At 62.2% G+C, this 16,168-nt stretch carries 17 protein-coding genes; 2 read left to right on the forward strand and 15 right to left on the reverse strand.

Annotation, left to right across the window (positions count from 1 at the left end; all coding sequences use genetic code 11):
* Window positions 1-32 precede the first annotated feature (32 nt).
* From uxuA to uxaC, 9 genes are all read right to left on the reverse strand, one after another.
* Window positions 33-1,205, reverse strand: coding sequence for a mannonate dehydratase (gene uxuA / locus JJ869_RS16245; protein WP_292268616.1), 1,173 nt, complete (start codon window positions 1,203-1,205; stop codon window positions 33-35).
* Entirely contained in the window at window positions 1,202-2,626 is a 1,425-nt protein-coding gene (locus tag JJ869_RS16250; protein ID WP_292268633.1) for a mannitol dehydrogenase family protein, read from the reverse strand. Before JJ869_RS16250 ends, uxuA begins: the two co-directional genes overlap by 4 nt.
* A complete protein-coding gene (kduD, locus tag JJ869_RS16255; protein ID WP_292268617.1) occupies window positions 2,604-3,344 on the reverse strand; it encodes a 2-dehydro-3-deoxy-D-gluconate 5-dehydrogenase KduD in 741 nt (246 codons plus the stop codon). Before kduD ends, JJ869_RS16250 begins: the two co-directional genes overlap by 23 nt.
* Window positions 3,341-4,165, reverse strand: coding sequence for a 5-dehydro-4-deoxy-D-glucuronate isomerase (kduI, locus tag JJ869_RS16260; protein WP_292268618.1), 825 nt, complete (start codon window positions 4,163-4,165; stop codon window positions 3,341-3,343). Before kduI ends, kduD begins: the two co-directional genes overlap by 4 nt.
* An 18-nt stretch (window positions 4,166-4,183) precedes the next feature.
* Window positions 4,184-4,489, reverse strand: a complete 306-nt coding sequence (locus JJ869_RS16265) for a cupin domain-containing protein (RefSeq protein ID WP_292268619.1) — start codon at window positions 4,487-4,489, stop codon at window positions 4,184-4,186.
* Between the two features lie 7 nt (window positions 4,490-4,496).
* The gene (locus tag JJ869_RS16270) at window positions 4,497-5,777 is read right to left on the reverse strand and encodes a TRAP transporter large permease (RefSeq protein ID WP_292268620.1); all 1,281 of its coding nucleotides are present in this window, start codon (window positions 5,775-5,777) and stop codon (window positions 4,497-4,499) included.
* Window positions 5,777-6,286 (reverse strand): TRAP transporter small permease, encoded by a 510-nt coding sequence (locus tag JJ869_RS16275; protein WP_366510471.1) that lies wholly within the window; start codon window positions 6,284-6,286, stop codon window positions 5,777-5,779. Before JJ869_RS16275 ends, JJ869_RS16270 begins: the two co-directional genes overlap by 1 nt.
* Window positions 6,287-6,354: 68 nt before the next feature.
* A complete protein-coding gene (locus JJ869_RS16280; RefSeq protein ID WP_292268622.1) occupies window positions 6,355-7,335 on the reverse strand; it encodes a TRAP transporter substrate-binding protein in 981 nt (326 codons plus the stop codon).
* Between the two features lie 23 nt (window positions 7,336-7,358).
* The gene (uxaC, locus tag JJ869_RS16285; protein ID WP_292268623.1) at window positions 7,359-8,765 is read right to left on the reverse strand and encodes a glucuronate isomerase; all 1,407 of its coding nucleotides are present in this window, start codon (window positions 8,763-8,765) and stop codon (window positions 7,359-7,361) included.
* Between the two features lie 166 nt (window positions 8,766-8,931).
* On the opposite strand from uxaC, the gene JJ869_RS16290 reads away from it, so the two are divergent.
* Both JJ869_RS16290 and JJ869_RS16295 read left to right on the forward strand, forming a co-directional pair.
* A complete protein-coding gene (locus JJ869_RS16290; protein WP_292268624.1) occupies window positions 8,932-9,657 on the forward strand; it encodes a GntR family transcriptional regulator in 726 nt (241 codons plus the stop codon).
* Complete coding sequence (locus JJ869_RS16295; RefSeq protein ID WP_292268625.1) at window positions 9,654-10,577, forward strand: sugar kinase; 924 nt, start codon at window positions 9,654-9,656, stop codon at window positions 10,575-10,577. Before JJ869_RS16290 ends, JJ869_RS16295 begins: the two co-directional genes overlap by 4 nt.
* Window positions 10,578-10,586: 9 nt before the next feature.
* Here the strand turns inward: JJ869_RS16295 and iolB are convergent, their stop codons facing one another.
* From iolB to JJ869_RS16325, 6 genes are all read right to left on the reverse strand, one after another.
* Window positions 10,587-11,393, reverse strand: coding sequence for a 5-deoxy-glucuronate isomerase (gene iolB, locus JJ869_RS16300; RefSeq protein ID WP_292268626.1), 807 nt, complete (start codon window positions 11,391-11,393; stop codon window positions 10,587-10,589).
* On the reverse strand, window positions 11,386-11,589 hold the full coding sequence (locus tag JJ869_RS16305; RefSeq protein WP_292268627.1) for a hypothetical protein: 204 nt from the start codon (window positions 11,587-11,589) through the stop codon (window positions 11,386-11,388). Before JJ869_RS16305 ends, iolB begins: the two co-directional genes overlap by 8 nt.
* 15 nt (window positions 11,590-11,604) lie before the next feature.
* Window positions 11,605-12,786 carry a phytanoyl-CoA dioxygenase family protein gene (locus JJ869_RS16310; protein ID WP_292268628.1) on the reverse strand — a complete coding sequence of 394 codons (1,182 nt, stop codon included), beginning with the start codon at window positions 12,784-12,786 and terminating at the stop codon, window positions 11,605-11,607.
* Between the two features lie 57 nt (window positions 12,787-12,843).
* Window positions 12,844-13,749, reverse strand: a complete 906-nt coding sequence (gene iolE, locus JJ869_RS16315) for a myo-inosose-2 dehydratase (RefSeq protein WP_292268629.1) — start codon at window positions 13,747-13,749, stop codon at window positions 12,844-12,846.
* A complete protein-coding gene (iolD, locus tag JJ869_RS16320; protein ID WP_292268630.1) occupies window positions 13,749-15,578 on the reverse strand; it encodes a 3D-(3,5/4)-trihydroxycyclohexane-1,2-dione acylhydrolase (decyclizing) in 1,830 nt (609 codons plus the stop codon). The genes iolE and iolD overlap by 1 nt, the downstream gene beginning before the upstream one ends.
* A partial coding sequence (locus tag JJ869_RS16325; protein WP_292268631.1) for a 2-deoxy-5-keto-D-gluconate 6-phosphate aldolase domain-containing protein occupies window positions 15,575-16,168 on the reverse strand: 594 nt, incomplete at its 5' end. The genes iolD and JJ869_RS16325, both read right to left, overlap by 4 nt.

Here is a 16,168-nt window from a genome sequence, read left to right on the forward strand (position 1 = left end):
CCACATTGTCAGAAGAATGAAGCACCAGCGGTTCAGACATGACCAATCCCCCGGATCACACCGCGCAATTCCGCAAGCCCGCGCAGCCGTCCGATCAGCGGATAACCGGGCACAAAATCGCGGTCATGGTCGCTCAACATATGATGGCCATGGTCAGGTCGGAAAGGGATGACGTGATCCGCGCGCCCCTCGGCCCTGCGCCGCGCCTCTTCGCGCAGCAGCACCCGCAGGAGCAGCACCATATCCGTATCGCCTTCCAGATGCGCCGCTTCCTCAAAGGACCCGTCCGCCTCTTTGCGCACGTTGCGCAGATGTGCAAAATGGATGCGGTCTGCCACCCGCGCGGCAATGGCAGGCACATCATTCCCCGGATGCGCGCCAAGCGAGCCGGAACAGAGCGTCACGCCATTGGCCGGGCTGTCCTGCGTCGCCAGCACCCATTCCAGATCATCGCCCGTCGACACGATGCGCGGCAGGCCAAGAATATCACGCGGCGGATCGTCGGGATGGACACAAAGCCGGATGCCAAGGTCTTCGGCGGTCGGGACAACCTCAGCCAGGAACCGGGCGTAGTTCGCGCGCAAAGCGTTCCGGTCGATCCCGTCATAGGCGGCCAGCGCTTTGCGCAATCCCGGAATGTCGTAGCGGTCGAACGCCCCCGGCATTCCTGCCATGATCGACCTGAGCAGTTTGTCCCGCTCCGCCTCGCTGGCCTGCTGATACCACGCGGCGGCCCGCACGCGCACTTCGTCACTGTAATCGTCCTCGGCGGCCTGCCGCCCGAGCATGTGGATCTCGAACGCCGCCATATGCGTGGCCTCGAACCGCAGGCAAGTGGCACCTCCGGCAACCGGGGCCGCCAGATCGGTGCGTGTCCAATCCAAGAGCGGCATGAAGTTGTAGCAGATCGTGCGCACGCCCTCTTCCGCCAGATGGGCCATCGACTGGCGATAATTCGCGAAAAGCGCGGACAGGTCGCCCTGGGCTTTCTTGATCCGCTCATGCACCGGCAGGCTTTCCACGACGGACCAGACGAACCCCGCCTCTTCGATGGCGCGCTTGCGGTCCGCGATGGCCACACGCGGCCAGACCTCGCCATAGGGGATGGCATGCAGAGCGCTGACGATCCCCGCAGCCCCCGTCTGCGCCACCTCAGGCAAAGTGATCGGATCGAATTCACCGTACCAGCGCCAGGTTTCGATCATAGCGCCCCCTCTTGGATCGCAACGCGGGCACCTTTGGCCCAAAGATGGATCGCCGCCGCGGTCACGGGCTGCGCCAACTGTTCCGCCAGTTCCTCTGGGAAAACTTCTCGCATTCCAAGCAAAGCTGCAACCTTACCCTCGGGCGTATCGGCACTTTCAGACGCATCACGCAGCCGCGCCGCCAATGGATCGCGCACGTCAATCTCCTGCCCTTGCTCATCCATCCCGCCGACATACCGCATCCACGCTGCCACGGCGAGGCAGAGCGCCGGACAGTCACGCCCGGCAGACAGGTTCGCTGCCAAACTGCCCAAGATACGCTGTGGGAGTTTCTGGCTGCCATCCATCGCGATCTGCCATGTCCGATGACGGATGCCGGGATTGGCATAGCGGTCGAACAGCGCTTCAGCATACTCCGTCAGGCTCACCCCCTCGGGGGCCTGCACCGCCGGTATGATCTCGGACCAGAGCCGCCGCACATAGGCGGCAAAGACCGGGTCGCCCACAGTGTCCGCGATAGTCTCGTGCCCGGCCAGATAGCCGGTATAGGCCAGCGCGGAATGGGTGCCATTCAGCATCCGGAGCTTCATGTGCTCATGTGCCGTGACATCCCGCACCATTTCGACACCCGCAGCGGCGAAATCCGGGCGCGCGTCACCGACGAAGTCATCTTCGATCACCCATTGGGCAAAGGGTTCATGCATCACCGGTGCCGCGTCGGGACGCCCGGTCAACTCGGCCACCCGCGCGATATCGGCCTCGGTGGTGGCGGGTGTGATCCGGTCCACCATGGTGCAGGGGAACTTGCCCTCGGCCTTGATCCAGTCCGCCAGTGCCGGGTCCAGCCGCCGTCCGAAATCCAGCACAAGACCGCGCACAAGCCGTCCGTTCTCGGGAAGGTTGTCACAGGTCAGAACGGTAAAGGGTGCCATACCCGCCGCTCGACGACGCTGCAAGGCGCGGACCAGGAAACCTATCGCTGAGACCGGCACATCGTGGGTCAGATCGTGCTGAATATCCGGGTGATCGACGTTCAGCGCACCGGTCGCCGGGTTGTGGCAATAGCCCTTTTCGGTGACCGTCAGCGTCACGATCCGGACCTCCGGTTTCGCCATCGCAGCCAACACCGCTTCGGGGTCTTCGCGCGCAACCAGCACGTCATTCAGAACGGTGATCCAGCGCGTCTGCTCGCCCTCAGGTGCCAGTGTGACCGAGGTGTATCCCCACTCCTGTCCGCGCAGTGCATCACGTGTATCGGGGCTGCGCAGGGATACCCCCATGATGCCCCAATCCCCCCCTGAAGCAGCCATGGCGTCTTCGATGAAAACACATCCAAACGCGCGAAAGAACGCGCCGAGACCCAGATGCACTATCCCGGTCTTGGGTCGATAAGACAGATCAGCGGGCAAGCCAGCCTCCATCCACATTCAGCACTGCGCCATGCACGTATCGCGCCGCAGGTGTACACAGGTAGACGGCGGCTCCGGCGATGTCCTCGGCCTGCCCCCAGCGACCCGCCGGGATGCGGTCAAGGATCGCCTGATTGCGGTCGGGATCGTTGCGCAGCGCTTCGGTGTTGTTGGTCTCGATGTACCCTGGAGCGACCGCATTGACGTTGATGCCCTTGGCTGCCCATTCGTTCGCCAAAAGCTTGGTAAGCCCTGCGACACCGTGTTTCGACGCAGTATAGGACGGCACGCGGATGCCCCCCTGAAACGACAACAGCGACGCGATGTTCACCACCGCCCCGGTCCCGCCCCGGGCCAGCACGGTCTTGGCAAAGGCCTGCGTGGTGAAGTACAGCGCCTTGAGATTGACGTCCATTACGTCATCCCAATCGGCCTCGGTGAAGTCCACCGCATCGGCGCGGCGGATGATCCCGGCGTTGTTGATGAGCAGATCGATGGGCTGGCCGTCGAACAACCCCTGCCCTGCCATCGGGTCTGCGAAATCCACCAGAACCGACGAGGCCGTCCCGCCCCCTGCCGTGATCGCAGAAACGGTCTCGTCACACGCCCGGCGGCCGGCACAGATCACCTCGGCCCCGGCCTGGGCCAGACCCACGGCAATCGCCTTCCCGATGCCCGTATTGGCCCCGGTCACAAGCGCGCGGCGTCCTTCCAGCGAAAAGGCCTTCACCGCAAATCCCCCATCGCCACCATGTCCATATCGGTGAAATCGACATTATCCCCCGCCATCGCCCAGCAGAAGGTGTAGGATGATGTGCCAGCGCCCGCATGGATCGACCAAGGCGGCGAAATCACCGCCTCTTCATTGGCCATGACGATGTGCCGGGTCTGCGACGGTTCACCCATCAAATGAAACACGCGCTGGTTTTCGGGCAGTTTGAAATAGAGGTACGCTTCCATCCGGCGATCATGCAGGTGGGCAGGCATGGTGTTCCAGACCGAGCCTTCCGCGAATTGCGTGTAGCCCATGAGAAGCTGGCAGCTTGGACAGACTTCGGGGTGCACGAACTGGATGATCACCCGTTCATTCGCCGTTTCGCGCGCACCCAGCTCGACGCGCCGGGCGTCGGCCAGCGTGATCAGGCGCGTCGGGTAGGTCTGATGGGCAGGCGCAGACAGGACATAGAACCGTCCGTTGCCGCTGAATGTCACCGGGCCGGACCCCATCCCGATATAAAGCACTTCGCCCGTGTCGATCTCGTAATCTGTGCCACTAACGGTCACGGAGCCCGCCTCGCCAATGTTCAGCACCCCCATTTCACGACGGTCAAGGATCGACGGCGTGCCCGCTTCCTTCACGTGATCCAGCGTGAGACTGCCCCCGACAGGCACCGCAGAGCCAAGGATCAGACGATCATAGTGAGAATAGACAAGGTTGATCTCGCACTCTGCGAACAGGCCACCGACATGGAAGTGCGCGCGCAGCTGATCGGTGTCCAGCGTCTTTGCCGTGGCCGGATCAATCGCGTAGCGGGTTTGGGTCTTGAGCATGGTGTCAGGCCTTTCGGGTCAAAGAAAATCGTCACGGCGCGGGGTGAAGGTGTCGATCAGCGTGCCCGCCGCGCGGCAGATGCAGCCATGGCGGACACCCGACGGGATCATGACACTGTCGCCGGGGCCAAGGTCGTGTTCGGTGTCGCCGACGACAAAGGTGAACCGACCGGACTCGACATAGGTCGATTGTACATGCGGATGGTCATGCAGCTTGCCTTCGGCCCCGTCTTTAAAGCGGAACGCCACCACCATCAGATCGGGGTGTTCGGCCAGCACCTGACGGGTCACACCCGGATCGGTCGGAACAACGGGATAGGTCATTGCAGCCTCATCTGAAGAGCGACGGCAGCCAGAGCGACAGCGCCGGAATGTAGGTGACAAGCATCAGCGTCGCGAAGGCCGCGCCGTAGAACGGCCAGATCGTGCGCACCGCATCCCAAACCGGGATACGACCCACCGCACAGCCGACAAACAGCACCGCGCCCACGGGTGGCGTGCAGAGCCCGATGCCAAGGTTGAGGATCAGGATCACCCCGAAATGTACTGGATCGACGCCAAAGGCGGTCGCCACCGGCAGGAAGATCGGCGTGGTGATGACGATGAGCGGCGACATGTCCATGAAGGTGCCAAGGATCAGCAGCACGAGGTTCAAAAGCAGCAGGATGATGATCGGGTTGTCCGACACACCCTGCAACAGCGCCACCATCGACGCGGGCACCCGCGTGTAGGCCAGAAGCCAGCCGAACGCCGCAGCGCAGCCGATGACCATCAGCACCATCGCGGTGGTGCGCACGGCGGCAAAGGTCGCCTCGATAAAATCGTGCCAGCTCAGGCTGCGATAGACGAAAAACGTCACCAGAAGCGCATAGACAACCGCGATGTTCGAGGACTCGGACGCGGTGAAAATGCCCGACCGCACTCCGCCGAAGATGATCGCGACAAGGATCAGACCCGGTGCGGCGGACACGAACAGCGTGCCCAGCATCCGAACGCCCTGAAACGGCTGCGTCGGATAGCCCTTGCGCACCGCCATCCACCACGCCGCCACCATCAGCAGACCGGCCAGCAGGAAGCCCGGTATGATCCCGGCGGTGAAGAGATCGGCAATCGAGATCTTTCCCCCGGCGGCAATCGAATAGATGATCATGTTGTGCGACGGCGGCAGCAGCAGCGCGATGATCGAACTCACTACGGTGATGTTCACCGCATAATCGGTGTCGTAGCCGCGCTCTTTCATCTGCGGCACCATCAGGCCACCGACCGCACTGGCATCGGCAGCCGCCGACCCGGACACACCGCCAAACATGACCGAGGACAACACGTTCACCTGCCCCAACCCGCCGCGCAGATGGCCGACAAACCCTCCGGCCAGCGCCACCAGACGGCGGGCGATGTCACCCCGCACCATCAGATCGCCCGCGTAGATGAAGAAGGGGATCGCCATCAGCGCAAACACCGACACGCCGGAGTTTAGACGCTGGAACACGACGACGGGCGGCAGGCCCAGATAGGCGATGGTGGCAAAGCTGGACACGCCCAGACAGAACGCAACCGGTGTGCCGATCAGCAGCAGAAAGGTGAAGGTTCCGAAAAGGACATAGAGTTCCATCAGTCGATCTCCGCCTCTTCACCGAACCGCGCGGTCGGCAGCCCCGCAGCGCGGCGCGCAATGCGTTCGACCGAAAAGAGCACGATCAGAACACCGCCCGCGACGATGGGCGCGAAATCGAAGGCTCCGGAGATCCCCAAGCCCGGCAGCTTGTTCCCGGCGGTCTTTTCCGCCAGTTGCCAGCCGTACCAGATCATGCCGATGCCAAAGCCGCTGACGGCCAGATCCGAGATCGAATGCAGCACCATCTTGATACGGTGCGGCACGACATACAGAAGAACGTCAAAGGACAGGTGATACCCTTCGCGGATACCAACGGCAGCGCCCAGAAAGATGAACCAGCCCATGATCATGACGGACGCGGGTTCGGTCCAGATGATGCTGTCGTTCAGCACGTAGCGCCAGAACACCTGCGCTGCGATCAGCACGGTCATCAGGACAAGCCCGATCCCGGCGACCCACAAGGCGATACGCGCCAATCGCCCGGTCAAAAGCGCAATCGTTTTCATCATGTCAGGCCTGCCCACCCTGCTCGGAATGCCCGCCCCAAAACCGATGCCTTGGGGCGGGCCTTGGATTATTCGGTGGCCTGAATGTCAGCGACCATCTGCTGAAGTTTGGGCGAGGTCACGTATTTCTGGTAGACCGGCACCATCGCTTCGATAAATGGCGTCTTGTCGATATCGGTGATGATCTCAACACCCGCATCCCGCACGCGCTGCTCGGACACCTTTTCGCGCTCCTGCCACAGTTCACGCATCACCGGCACGGAATCGCGGGCCGCTTGACGGACGATCTCCTGCTCTTCGGCGGACAGCTTGTCGAAGCTGGTCTTCGACATCACCAGAACTTCCGGCACGATCAGGTGCTGGTTCAGGGTGTAGTACTTGGCCACCTCGAAATGGCCCGAGCTGTCATAGGACGGCCAGTTGTTTTCGGCCCCGTCGATCACGCCGGTCTGGATCGAGGAGTAGACCTCGCCATAGGGCATCGGTGTCGCGTTTGCGCCAAGGGCGGCAACCATATCGACAAAGATGTCCGACTGCATCACGCGGAACTTGAGACCAGCCAGGTCTTCAATTGACCGGATCGGCTTTTGCGAGTTGTAGAAGCTGCGCGAGCCACCGTCGTAGAACGCCAGACCGACAAGGTCATGGTCGCTGAACGCATCGAGGATCTGCTGACCGACAGGGCCATCCATCACACGGTGCATGTGGTCGGTTGACCGGAAGATGAAGGGCAGCGACGGCACTTGGGTTTCTTCGATGATGTTGTTGAACGGCCCAAGCGAGACACGGTTCATGTCGATCACACCGAACTGCGTCTGTTCGATGGTGTCCTTTTCCTGCCCCAACTGGGCCGAGTGGAACACTTCGATGCAGAGCTTGCCGCCGGTGCGTTCTTCGAGCATTTCGCCCATCTTCTGCACCGCGACGACGGTCGGGTAGCCTTCGGGGTGTGTGTCCGACGACCTCAGCGTCACTTCGCAGGCCGCGGCGGCAGAGACAAAGGCAACGCTTGCCAACAAGGCCGCCCCGAGTGTTTTGACGTAATTCATGGTTTCCTCCCAGAAAATGGCTCTCAGAGCCGGTAAGCCTGCTTTGCAAGCCGGTATGCGAGGTCATGTGCGACCTCGAATGCTTCGTCCTCTGCCAGCCGCCCCGTGGCGATCAGGTTGGCAAGGAACGCGCAATCGACCCGCCGCGCCACGTCATGACGCGCGGGGATGGAACAGAAGGCACGGGTGTCGTCGTTGAACCCGACCGTGTTGTAGAAGCCGGCGGTTTCCGTCGCCATTTCGCGGAACCGCATCATCCCCTCGAAGCTGTCATGGAACCACCATGGCGGGCCGAGTTTCAGTGCCGGATAGACCCCTGCCAAAGGCGCCAATTCGCGGGCATAGGAAGTCTCGTCCAGCGTGAAGAGGATGATGGTCAGATCGGATCGTTCGCCCACGGCGTTGAGAAGAGGGCGCAGCGCGTGCACGTAATCAGTGCGTGTGGGAATGTCATAGCCCTTGTCACGGCCAAACCGCGCCATGATCAGATCGGAATGATTGCGCGCCGATCCCGGATGGATTTGAAGCACCAGACCGTCGTCAAGGCTCATCCGCGCCATCTCGGTCAGCATGTGACCCCGAAAGGCATCCGCCTCATCTGCGGTGCAGACGCCGCGCAGCGCCTTGTCGAACAGCGCCGCTGCAATATCCTGCGGCAGGTCTTCGGTGCGCGCAGTTGGATGGCCGTGATCGGACGATGTCGCGCCGAATTCCTTGAAATAGGCGCGGCGGTTGCGATGGGCAGCAAGGTAGCCTTGCCACGTGGTCGCGTCTTCGCCCGCCATCTCGCCGAACTGCTCCACGTTGGCGGCAAAGTTCTGAAACTCCGGGTCCACCACCGCGTCCGGGCGATAGGCGGTGATGACCTCCCCCCCCCACCCACTGTCGCGGATCATGCGGTGCCATTTCAGATCGTCGATGGCGCTCTCGGTGGTTGAGATCGCTTCGATGTTGAACCGCGCGAAAAGGGCGCGGGGGCGGAACGCCTCCTGCTTCAGGCAGTCGTCGATCTGGTCATAGATCGCGTCGGCGGTCTCGGACGACAGGCGCTGATCCACGCCGAACACCTCTTGCAGCGCGTGGTCGACCCACAGCCGCGTCGGCGTTCCCCGGAACAGGTGATAATGCGACGCAAAGAGCCGCCAGATCTTGCGCGGGTCCTGTTCGGTCTCTCCGCCATCCACACGGGGAACTCCCATCGCCTCAAGCGGAACACCCTGCGAATGAAGCATGCGGAACACGTAGTGATCGGGCGTCACGAACAACCGCGCCGGATCGGGAAAGGCCGCGTTTTCTGCGTACCATTGCGGGTCGGTATGGCCGTGGGGGCTGATGATCGGCAGATCGCGGACCGTGTCATACAGGTCACGGGACAACCGGCGCAAAACCGGGTCGGGAGAAAACAGCCGATTCTCATCCAGTAGCGCCATGATTCCTCCCGTTTTTCTCCAACGGCGTATGGCGATTGACCGACCGCTGGTGACTAATATCCTAGTTTGGCAATTTTTACTCGTCAACTAATATCCTAGTTGCAAAGCCATGGGGGGATTGTGCTATGTAGAGATTACGGCCAATCGCATCAGGAGGGCTCGACCTATGGGGACACCCGTTCAGAAAACCGCCGCACCCCTGCCCCTGCCCCAACTGCGCCAGCCGGTTCAGCCGACCATTGCCGATCAGGTCTTCAAGGTCCTGCACGACCGCATTCTGTCGCTTGAACTGCCGCCGGAAACGAAGATTTCAGAGGCCGAGGTGTCGGCCAAGATGGGCGTGTCCCGCCAACCGGTGCGCGAGGCGTTCCGCCGTCTGGCCAATCTAGGCTTCCTGCAGATCCGCCCGCAAAGCGGCACCACCGTCAGCCTGATTTCCGAAGAGGCCGTCCTGCGCGCGCGTTTCATCCGCCTTGCTTTGGAGTTGCAGACCTGCCGAACGGTGTGCGGTGTCATTTCCGACGACGGGCTGCGCGCCCTGTCGTCGCTCATCGACCAGCAAAAACAGGCCATCGCAGACACGAACCGCACTCTCTTCCATGCGCTCGACGATGCCTTTCACCGCGAGATCTGCGTTCAGGCGGGTGTCGGGTATGTCTGGGACGTGATCAGCGAAAACAAAGGCCACATGGACCGCGTTCGGATGCTGACCCTGGACACGTCCTCGCAGAACCATGCGCTGAATGAACACATCGCCATTCTGAACGCCGTGACTGCCCGAAACGCCGATGCCGCGGCAGCGGCCATCGACAAACACCTGTCGCGCATTCTGGTGCAGATCGAACTGATCAAGGCCGAAAACCACAACTGGTTCACGGATTTGTCCCAATGACGCGCATCGTCTGCATCGGGGAATGTATGGTCGAAATGGCCCCGCTCGACAGCGCGGCCACCTACCGGATGGGATTTGCAGGCGACACACTCAACACCGCCTGGTATCTGGCGCGGCTGTTGGGCGACCGCGCAGAGATTGGATATTTCACCGCCGTTGGCACCGACAGCGTGTCGGACCAGATGCTGGGCTTTCTTGGGTCTGCAGGGATCGACACCTCGTCCATCCTGCGCCGCGCCGACCGGACGCTGGGTCTTTACATGATCCAGCTCCAGGACGGCGAACGCAGTTTCAGCTATTGGCGCAGCCACAGCGCCGCGCGGACGCTGGCGCAATCAGGAGACGATATTTCCACCGCCCTGCGCGGTGCGGGGATCGCCTATTTCTCGGGGATCACGCTTGCCATTCTGCCGCCCGAAGACCGCGCCCATCTGAGCCGCGCGCTTGAGGTCTTCCGCTCCGCAGGCGGCACCGTGGTGTTCGACCCGAACCTGCGCCCCAAACTCTGGGGCGACCCGCAGGACATGACCCAAGCCATCATGGACGCGGCCGGGCTGAGTGACATCGTCCTGCCCTCACATGAAGACGAAGCCACATGGTTCGGGGACCAATCCCCCGAAGACACCGCCCGACGCTACGCTCAGCAAGGCGCCGGGATCGTCTTGGTCAAAAACGGACCGGGGGAAATGATCGTTCACAACGGTGCTGGTCTCTCGCGCCACCAACCCGAGCAGGTGAGCGCCGTGATCGACACCACCGCCGCCGGGGACTCCTTCAACGCCGGGTTTCTAGCCAGCCATATCGCCGGAGAACCATTGGATCAGGCCATCGCGGCAGGGGCCAGGCTGGCGGCGCGCGTCGTGACATATCGCGGCGCATTGGTTGAAGAGGCGGTGCTGGGACACGAACTGGCAGGCTGACGCCCAGCCTTACGCATCCCGTTTCATGATCCATTCCACCTCGGGCGCGGGCACGAACCGCCATTTGCGCAAGGGGCCAGCCATGACATTGAGGTAATACATCTCGAATCCGTAAGGCGCACCGCAAGGATGGTGCCCGCGTGGAACCAGCACCACATCGCCATCGCTCACTGCCATCGTCTCATCAAGCTGCCTATCATCGGTATAGACCCGCTGTATGCCGAACCCGTTTCCGGGGTTGAGGCGGTGATAATAGGTCTCTTCCAGATAGGTGATGCGCGGGAAATCTTCCTCGTCATGCCGGTGGCTTGGGTAGCTCGACCAGTGGCCGTTTGGCGTGAACACTTCGGTGACAAGCAGACTGTCCGCGTAGTCTTCGTTCTCCATGGCAATATTGTTGATGTAGCGGGTGTTCACCCCCTTGCCGCGTTCGGTGAGCGTGATCCCATCCGGCCCGATCCGCCGCGCCGCGTGCCCGCCTTTGCCCGGGGCAGAGCAGACAGCAACCGTAGACGCGGTTACGGCAGTTGCCGTCCAGTCCGACCCGTTGGGCAGATAGAGGCAATGCGGCGGGGTTTTTTCGAACACATCCATGCGGTCGCCCAGCACACCCCAGTCCTGCCCGGCCCCTGTGATCGCGGCCTTGCCCTCAACCATGACAAGGATCACCTCGCGGTCGCCCGTGGCCTCGCTCACACTCTCCCCTTCGCGCAAACGGTAGAGCGAAAAGCCGACATAGCGCCACCCGGCAGAGGCAGGCGTGATCTCGTGTACCTTTCCGTGTGTGCCGAAGGGTTTGCGCAGAAGATCAGCCATCTTTCGTGTCCTTGTAGTTTTTCGGGTCGAAGACCACGAAGAATTCATAGGCGCAATACGCGCCCGCTGCGCCGAACAGCAGCGCCCATCCCGGATTGCCGGTCCACAATTCGAACAGCGCCCATGCAAAGACGAGTCCGGTTGTCCATGCTCGCCGTTTTAGCGGCAGGAAAAAGGGAACACGCAGGTTGAACATGGGCGCCGCCTGTGATCAGGCCGCTTGCCGTGTGGCCATCTGGCCCAAGGCTTCGGCAAGCTGGTCGTTCGTCCAGCCCTCGGACACCGCACGACGCATGAGGTCGGCCTGGCTTTCTGGCGCAAGGCCATCCACCGGCGGATCGGTGTCGAGGTTGGTCGGGAAGCTGTAGCCCTCGGCACAGGCGGCAATCGCCGCATCGAGTTCCGGTTCGGTCAACCGCCCGCCCTGTTTCAAGGCCACCAGCGCCGGGAACAGGGCCGCTGTCATTGCCCGACGGTCAATCGCCTCCATGGCCCGACCAAAGGCCGAGGACACCTGAAGCAGGTTGACCATGCGGTTGATGTCGGCACTTCGGTTTTCACCCGCCGCGTGGAAAAGTGCGGGATTGAAGAACACCGCATCGCCTTTTTCGAGTGCCACCTGAACATGCGCCTCTTCGAAATGGGCACGGTGGTCCGCCTCGTGGAACCCGAGATATCCTGCCGGATAGAGTTGCGAGAACGGCAAGAGCTTGGTCGGCCCGCTTTCCAGTGGCATGTCGCAATGAGCCACAGCGCCCTGAAGCGTCAAGGTCGCCGTTACCTCGTGCGCATGCGCCGGATAGCGCGCCGACTGATCCGCCGTCTGGAACCCCAGATGGTAATCCCGGTGCGCCGATTGCGCCTTGCCGCCGGGTCGCACCTGATTGACCTGCGCGGTTACTTGATAGTTCGGCCCCAGCCATGCCTCACACGCGGCTGCGATGGATGTGTTGCCGTAGTACAGCGCAAAGCCTTCCGAGTCGCGCAGGCACTGCTTCTGCAACGAGTTCCAGATCCGGTCATTGGCCCCGGAGGCGGCAAAGTGATCGCCCTTTCCGGCTGCCCCAGCCTTTTCATCGGCGATGATGGCATTGAACACGTCCGACGCCCGGTCGATCACCGACGTGTCGGCATAGGTGTGTTTAAGCGCGATCACCCCGGCCGAGCGGCGCAGCACCTGCGCCCATTCCGCCATCAGTGCGCGACGCTTGTCCACGTCCTCCAACGCAGGCCGCAGCGCCGCCATATCGTAAAGCGGAACGTTCTTTTCGATGGCGGCGGCATGGGGCACATCCGCCGCCTCAAGTTGTTGGGAAGTCAGCACCTTGAATTCATCCAGATCGCAGGATTCCCGGTCAAAATAGCCGATATACCCGAATGTCTGATCAACCATGTCCTTCTCCTTTTCCATGGTTCTTGGTGCTGGCCCCAAACCGGGACCGGTGAAGCGTTACTTCGCGATCTCCAACCCGGAGGCGGCGGCGACAGCGCGAATGTGATCGTAGCCCATTTTTGAGTAGTCAAAGGGTGGCGCTTTTGCGGGGTCCTGTTCAGCCTCGACCACGATCCAGCCGTCGTAGTTCATCGCCTTGAGCCGGTCGGTGATGGCCTGAAAGTCAATGCAGCCTTCGGGATCACCCGGCACGGAATAGACCCCCGCGGCAACGCCATCGAGAAAACTGCGATCCTCGGTGCGGACCCAATCCAGAACCGGCTGGCGCACGTCCTTGAAATGGACGTGATGGACACGGTGGCCCCATTTATCCAGCACTGCGAGCGGATCGGCCCCTGCAAAGTGCAGATGCCCAGTATCGTAAAGCAGCGTGAGGTCCTCGGTCGATCCTTCCATCAGCCAGTCGATGTCCTCGGCATCCTGCACCATCGCCCCCATGTGGTGGTGATAGGACAGCACACAGCCCTGATCGGCGGACCACTTGGCCAGGTCAGACAGCTTTGCGCCATAGCCCATAACCTCGTCCCGGCTGAGTTTGGGGCGCTGGCTGACCGGGCGGTGGATGTCGCCCTGAATGGTGTTTGAGCACTCGGCATAGACGATGCACGGCGCATTAAGAGCGGCGAATTGCTCGACCTGCTGACGGATCGCGGCCTGTTCGGTGACCAGATCGTTGACCATCAGGTTGCCGGAACACCAGCCACCACACAGCACGACGCCGTAACGGTCGAGATAAGCGCGCAGGCCTTCGGTGTCGGCGGGCATACGCCGCCCGCGTTCGACGCCCTGATAGCCGATGCGACCCGCATCCTCCATCGCGCCTTCGGTGGTGAAAGCAGCGGTGAGGTCCGGCAGGTCGTCATTCTGCCACGCGATGAGGGAGATCCCCAGTTTCACAGCCATCAATCGGCCCTTTGCAGTTTCTTGTTGCTCACGTATTTTTCATGCGCCGCGCGCACTTCGGCGCGGTCAGACACTTCGGGCACGCCGACTTCCCACCATGTGCCGCCATACTCGGTCGACGGGTACGGATCGGTGTCAATGACCACGACGTAGGGCACGGTCTGGTTGTGCCGCTTGGCCAGCGCCTCTTCCAGTTCGGCGATGGAGCCGACCTTGACGCTGACCGCGCCCATCGCCTCGGCATGTTTGGCAAAGTCGATGGCACTGGGGTTGGCGTGCACCGCGTGGTCCAGCAGGTTGTTGAACTCGGCCCCGCCAGTGCCCATTTGCAGCCGGTTGATGCAGCCGAAACCCCTGTTGTCTGTCACGACAATGGTGAACGGGATGCCCATCATCGCGGCGGTCGCCATTTCCGAATTGGCCATCATGTAGGTGCCGTCGCCGGTGAAGCAGATCACGTCCGCCTCAGGCTGGGCCATCTTGATGCCCATCGCGCCAGCGATCTCGTAGCCCATGCAGGAAAAGCCGTATTCCATGTGGTAGCTGCCCGGCTTGCCCGCCTTCCAGAGCTTGTGCAATTCGCCCGGCATGGTGCCGGCGGCGCACATCACGACGGTGTTGTCGGCGGCAGCGCGTTGGACTGCGCCCACGACCTGCATGTCGGTCGGAAGCTGGTTTCCTTCAGGCGCGTCGGTCAAGGGATCGACTTTGGCGAACCACCCCTCTTTGAGAGCCGCCGCAGGCGCATCCGGCGCGTAGCCAGCAAGTTCAATGGCAAGTTCGGTCAGGCCCGCTTTGGCATCCGCCTGGATCGGCATCGCGCTGTGCTTCATGGCATCGTACGCCTGCACGTTCAGGCTGATCAGTCTGCGTTCTGGGTTGGCAAACAGCCCCCAAGACCCGGTGGTGAAGTCCTGAAATCGGGTGCCGATGCCGATCACCACATCCGCCTCAGCGCAGGTGGTGTTGGCGGGCTCGCCCCCCGTTACGCCGATGGGGCCGAGGTTCAGCGGATGGTCCCAAGGCAGGGACGACTTGCCCGCCTGAGTTTCGACCACTGGGATGTTGTGTGCCTCGACAAAGGTTTTCAGATCTGCGGTCGCGTCCGAATAATGCACCCCTCCCCCGGCAACGATCACCGGGCGCTTGGCTTTGCGGATCACCTCCACCGCGCGATGAAGTTCGTGCGGGTCCGGGTGGATACGGCGGCGGTGCCAGACGCGCGGCTCGAAAAAGCTTTCGGGGTAGTCATAGGCCTCGGCCTGCACGTCCTGACAGAAGGCCAGCGTGACGGGGCCACATTCTGCCGGATCGGTCATCGTCCGGAAGGCGCGCGGCAGAGCGGTGAGGATGTGTTCCGGCCGCATGATCCGGTCGAAATAACGGCTCACGGGACGGAAACAGTCGTTTGCGCTGACCGTGCCATCGCTGAAGACTTCGGGCTGTTGCAACACCGGATCGGGCCCGCGATTGGCAAAGACATCGCCGGGCAGGAACAGCACTGGCAGGCGGTTCACATGCGCAAGCGCAGCGGCGGTGACCATATTCGTGGCCCCCGGCCCGATGGAGGATGTGACCGCCATCGCCCTGGTGCGACGCAACTGCTTGGCATACGCAATGGCCGTGTGCGCCATCGTCTGTTCGTTATGGCCGCGATAGGTCGGGAGCGCGTCGCGCATGGTGTAAAGCGCCTCACCCAGCCCCGCGACATTGCCGTGGCCGAAGATCGCCCAGCAGCCCGCGATGAAGGTGTCGCCGTCCTCGTTCAACTGTGCGGTCAGGTAGCGCACAAGCGCCTGTGCGGCGGTCAGTCTGATTGTCTTGCTCATGCTGCGTCCTCCTGTGCGCCTCTGCGGGCGTTGTCCCATATCCGGCAGAGCCGGGTGTAGCGGTCGGCCATCTGTGTTACGGCTTCGGTGTCGCTCATCTGGCCTTGCATCCATCTTCGCGCCGCATCGCCGAAAATGGTGCGCCCGACGGCAAAGCCTTTGACGAGCGGTTGTTTCGCGGCCAGTGCAAAGCTGGCCGCCAATTCATCCTCGGGTGCGTCGAGGCCCAGCACCACGATCCCGCGCGTGCGAGGGTCGTTGCGGGTGATTGCATTGACGGCATTGGTCCAAGCTGCCTCGGACTTGAACGGTTCCAGCTTCCACCAGTCGGGATAGACGCCTGCATCGTAGACCGTCTGAATCAGGGTGGCGGTTGTCATGTCATCCACCGCACCAACCTTGGACGGGATCACTTCGAGCAGGAATTCCAACCCGTTGCGCCGCGCGGCGGTGAACAGGCGTTTGACACGCGCGACCTGCATCTTGGCGGTCTTGTCGTCATCATCCGGGTGGCAGAACACCAGAAGTTTGACCACGTTCTCGCGCGCCCATTCGCGCAAACCGCCGAGGTCCTCGCCCAGGTCCGGCTC

The sequence above is a fragment of the Marivita sp. genome (genome assembly GCF_017643905.1).
In the GTDB taxonomy this organism is placed as follows: Bacteria; Pseudomonadota; Alphaproteobacteria; order Rhodobacterales; family Rhodobacteraceae; genus Marivita.

What these genes read in the sequence shown, in the direction of transcription:
- JJ869_RS16310 (WP_292268628.1), bottom strand. Translation starts at nt 12,786, where the DNA reads ATGGTTGATCAGACATTCGGGTATATCGGCTATTTTGACCGGGAATCC.
- iolE (WP_292268629.1), bottom strand. Translation starts at nt 13,749, where the DNA reads ATGGCTGTGAAACTGGGGATCTCCCTCATCGCGTGGCAGAATGACGAC.
- JJ869_RS16280 (WP_292268622.1), bottom strand. Translation starts at nt 7,335, where the DNA reads ATGAATTACGTCAAAACACTCGGGGCGGCCTTGTTGGCAAGCGTTGCC.
- kduI (WP_292268618.1), bottom strand. Translation starts at nt 4,165, where the DNA reads ATGCTCAAGACCCAAACCCGCTACGCGATTGATCCGGCCACGGCAAAG.
- JJ869_RS16270 (WP_292268620.1), bottom strand. Translation starts at nt 5,777, where the DNA reads ATGGAACTCTATGTCCTTTTCGGAACCTTCACCTTTCTGCTGCTGATC.
- JJ869_RS16250 (WP_292268633.1), bottom strand. Translation starts at nt 2,626, where the DNA reads ATGGAGGCTGGCTTGCCCGCTGATCTGTCTTATCGACCCAAGACCGGG.
- uxuA (WP_292268616.1), bottom strand. Translation starts at nt 1,205, where the DNA reads ATGATCGAAACCTGGCGCTGGTACGGTGAATTCGATCCGATCACTTTG.
- iolB (WP_292268626.1), bottom strand. Translation starts at nt 11,393, where the DNA reads ATGGCTGATCTTCTGCGCAAACCCTTCGGCACACACGGAAAGGTACAC.
- uxaC (WP_292268623.1), bottom strand. Translation starts at nt 8,765, where the DNA reads ATGGCGCTACTGGATGAGAATCGGCTGTTTTCTCCCGACCCGGTTTTG.
- JJ869_RS16290 (WP_292268624.1), top strand. Translation starts at nt 8,932, where the DNA reads ATGGGGACACCCGTTCAGAAAACCGCCGCACCCCTGCCCCTGCCCCAA.
- JJ869_RS16295 (WP_292268625.1), top strand. Translation starts at nt 9,654, where the DNA reads ATGACGCGCATCGTCTGCATCGGGGAATGTATGGTCGAAATGGCCCCG.
- JJ869_RS16275 (WP_366510471.1), bottom strand. Translation starts at nt 6,286, where the DNA reads ATGAAAACGATTGCGCTTTTGACCGGGCGATTGGCGCGTATCGCCTTG.
- JJ869_RS16305 (WP_292268627.1), bottom strand. Translation starts at nt 11,589, where the DNA reads ATGTTCAACCTGCGTGTTCCCTTTTTCCTGCCGCTAAAACGGCGAGCA.
- iolD (WP_292268630.1), bottom strand. Translation starts at nt 15,578, where the DNA reads ATGAGCAAGACAATCAGACTGACCGCCGCACAGGCGCTTGTGCGCTAC.
- JJ869_RS16265 (WP_292268619.1), bottom strand. Translation starts at nt 4,489, where the DNA reads ATGACCTATCCCGTTGTTCCGACCGATCCGGGTGTGACCCGTCAGGTG.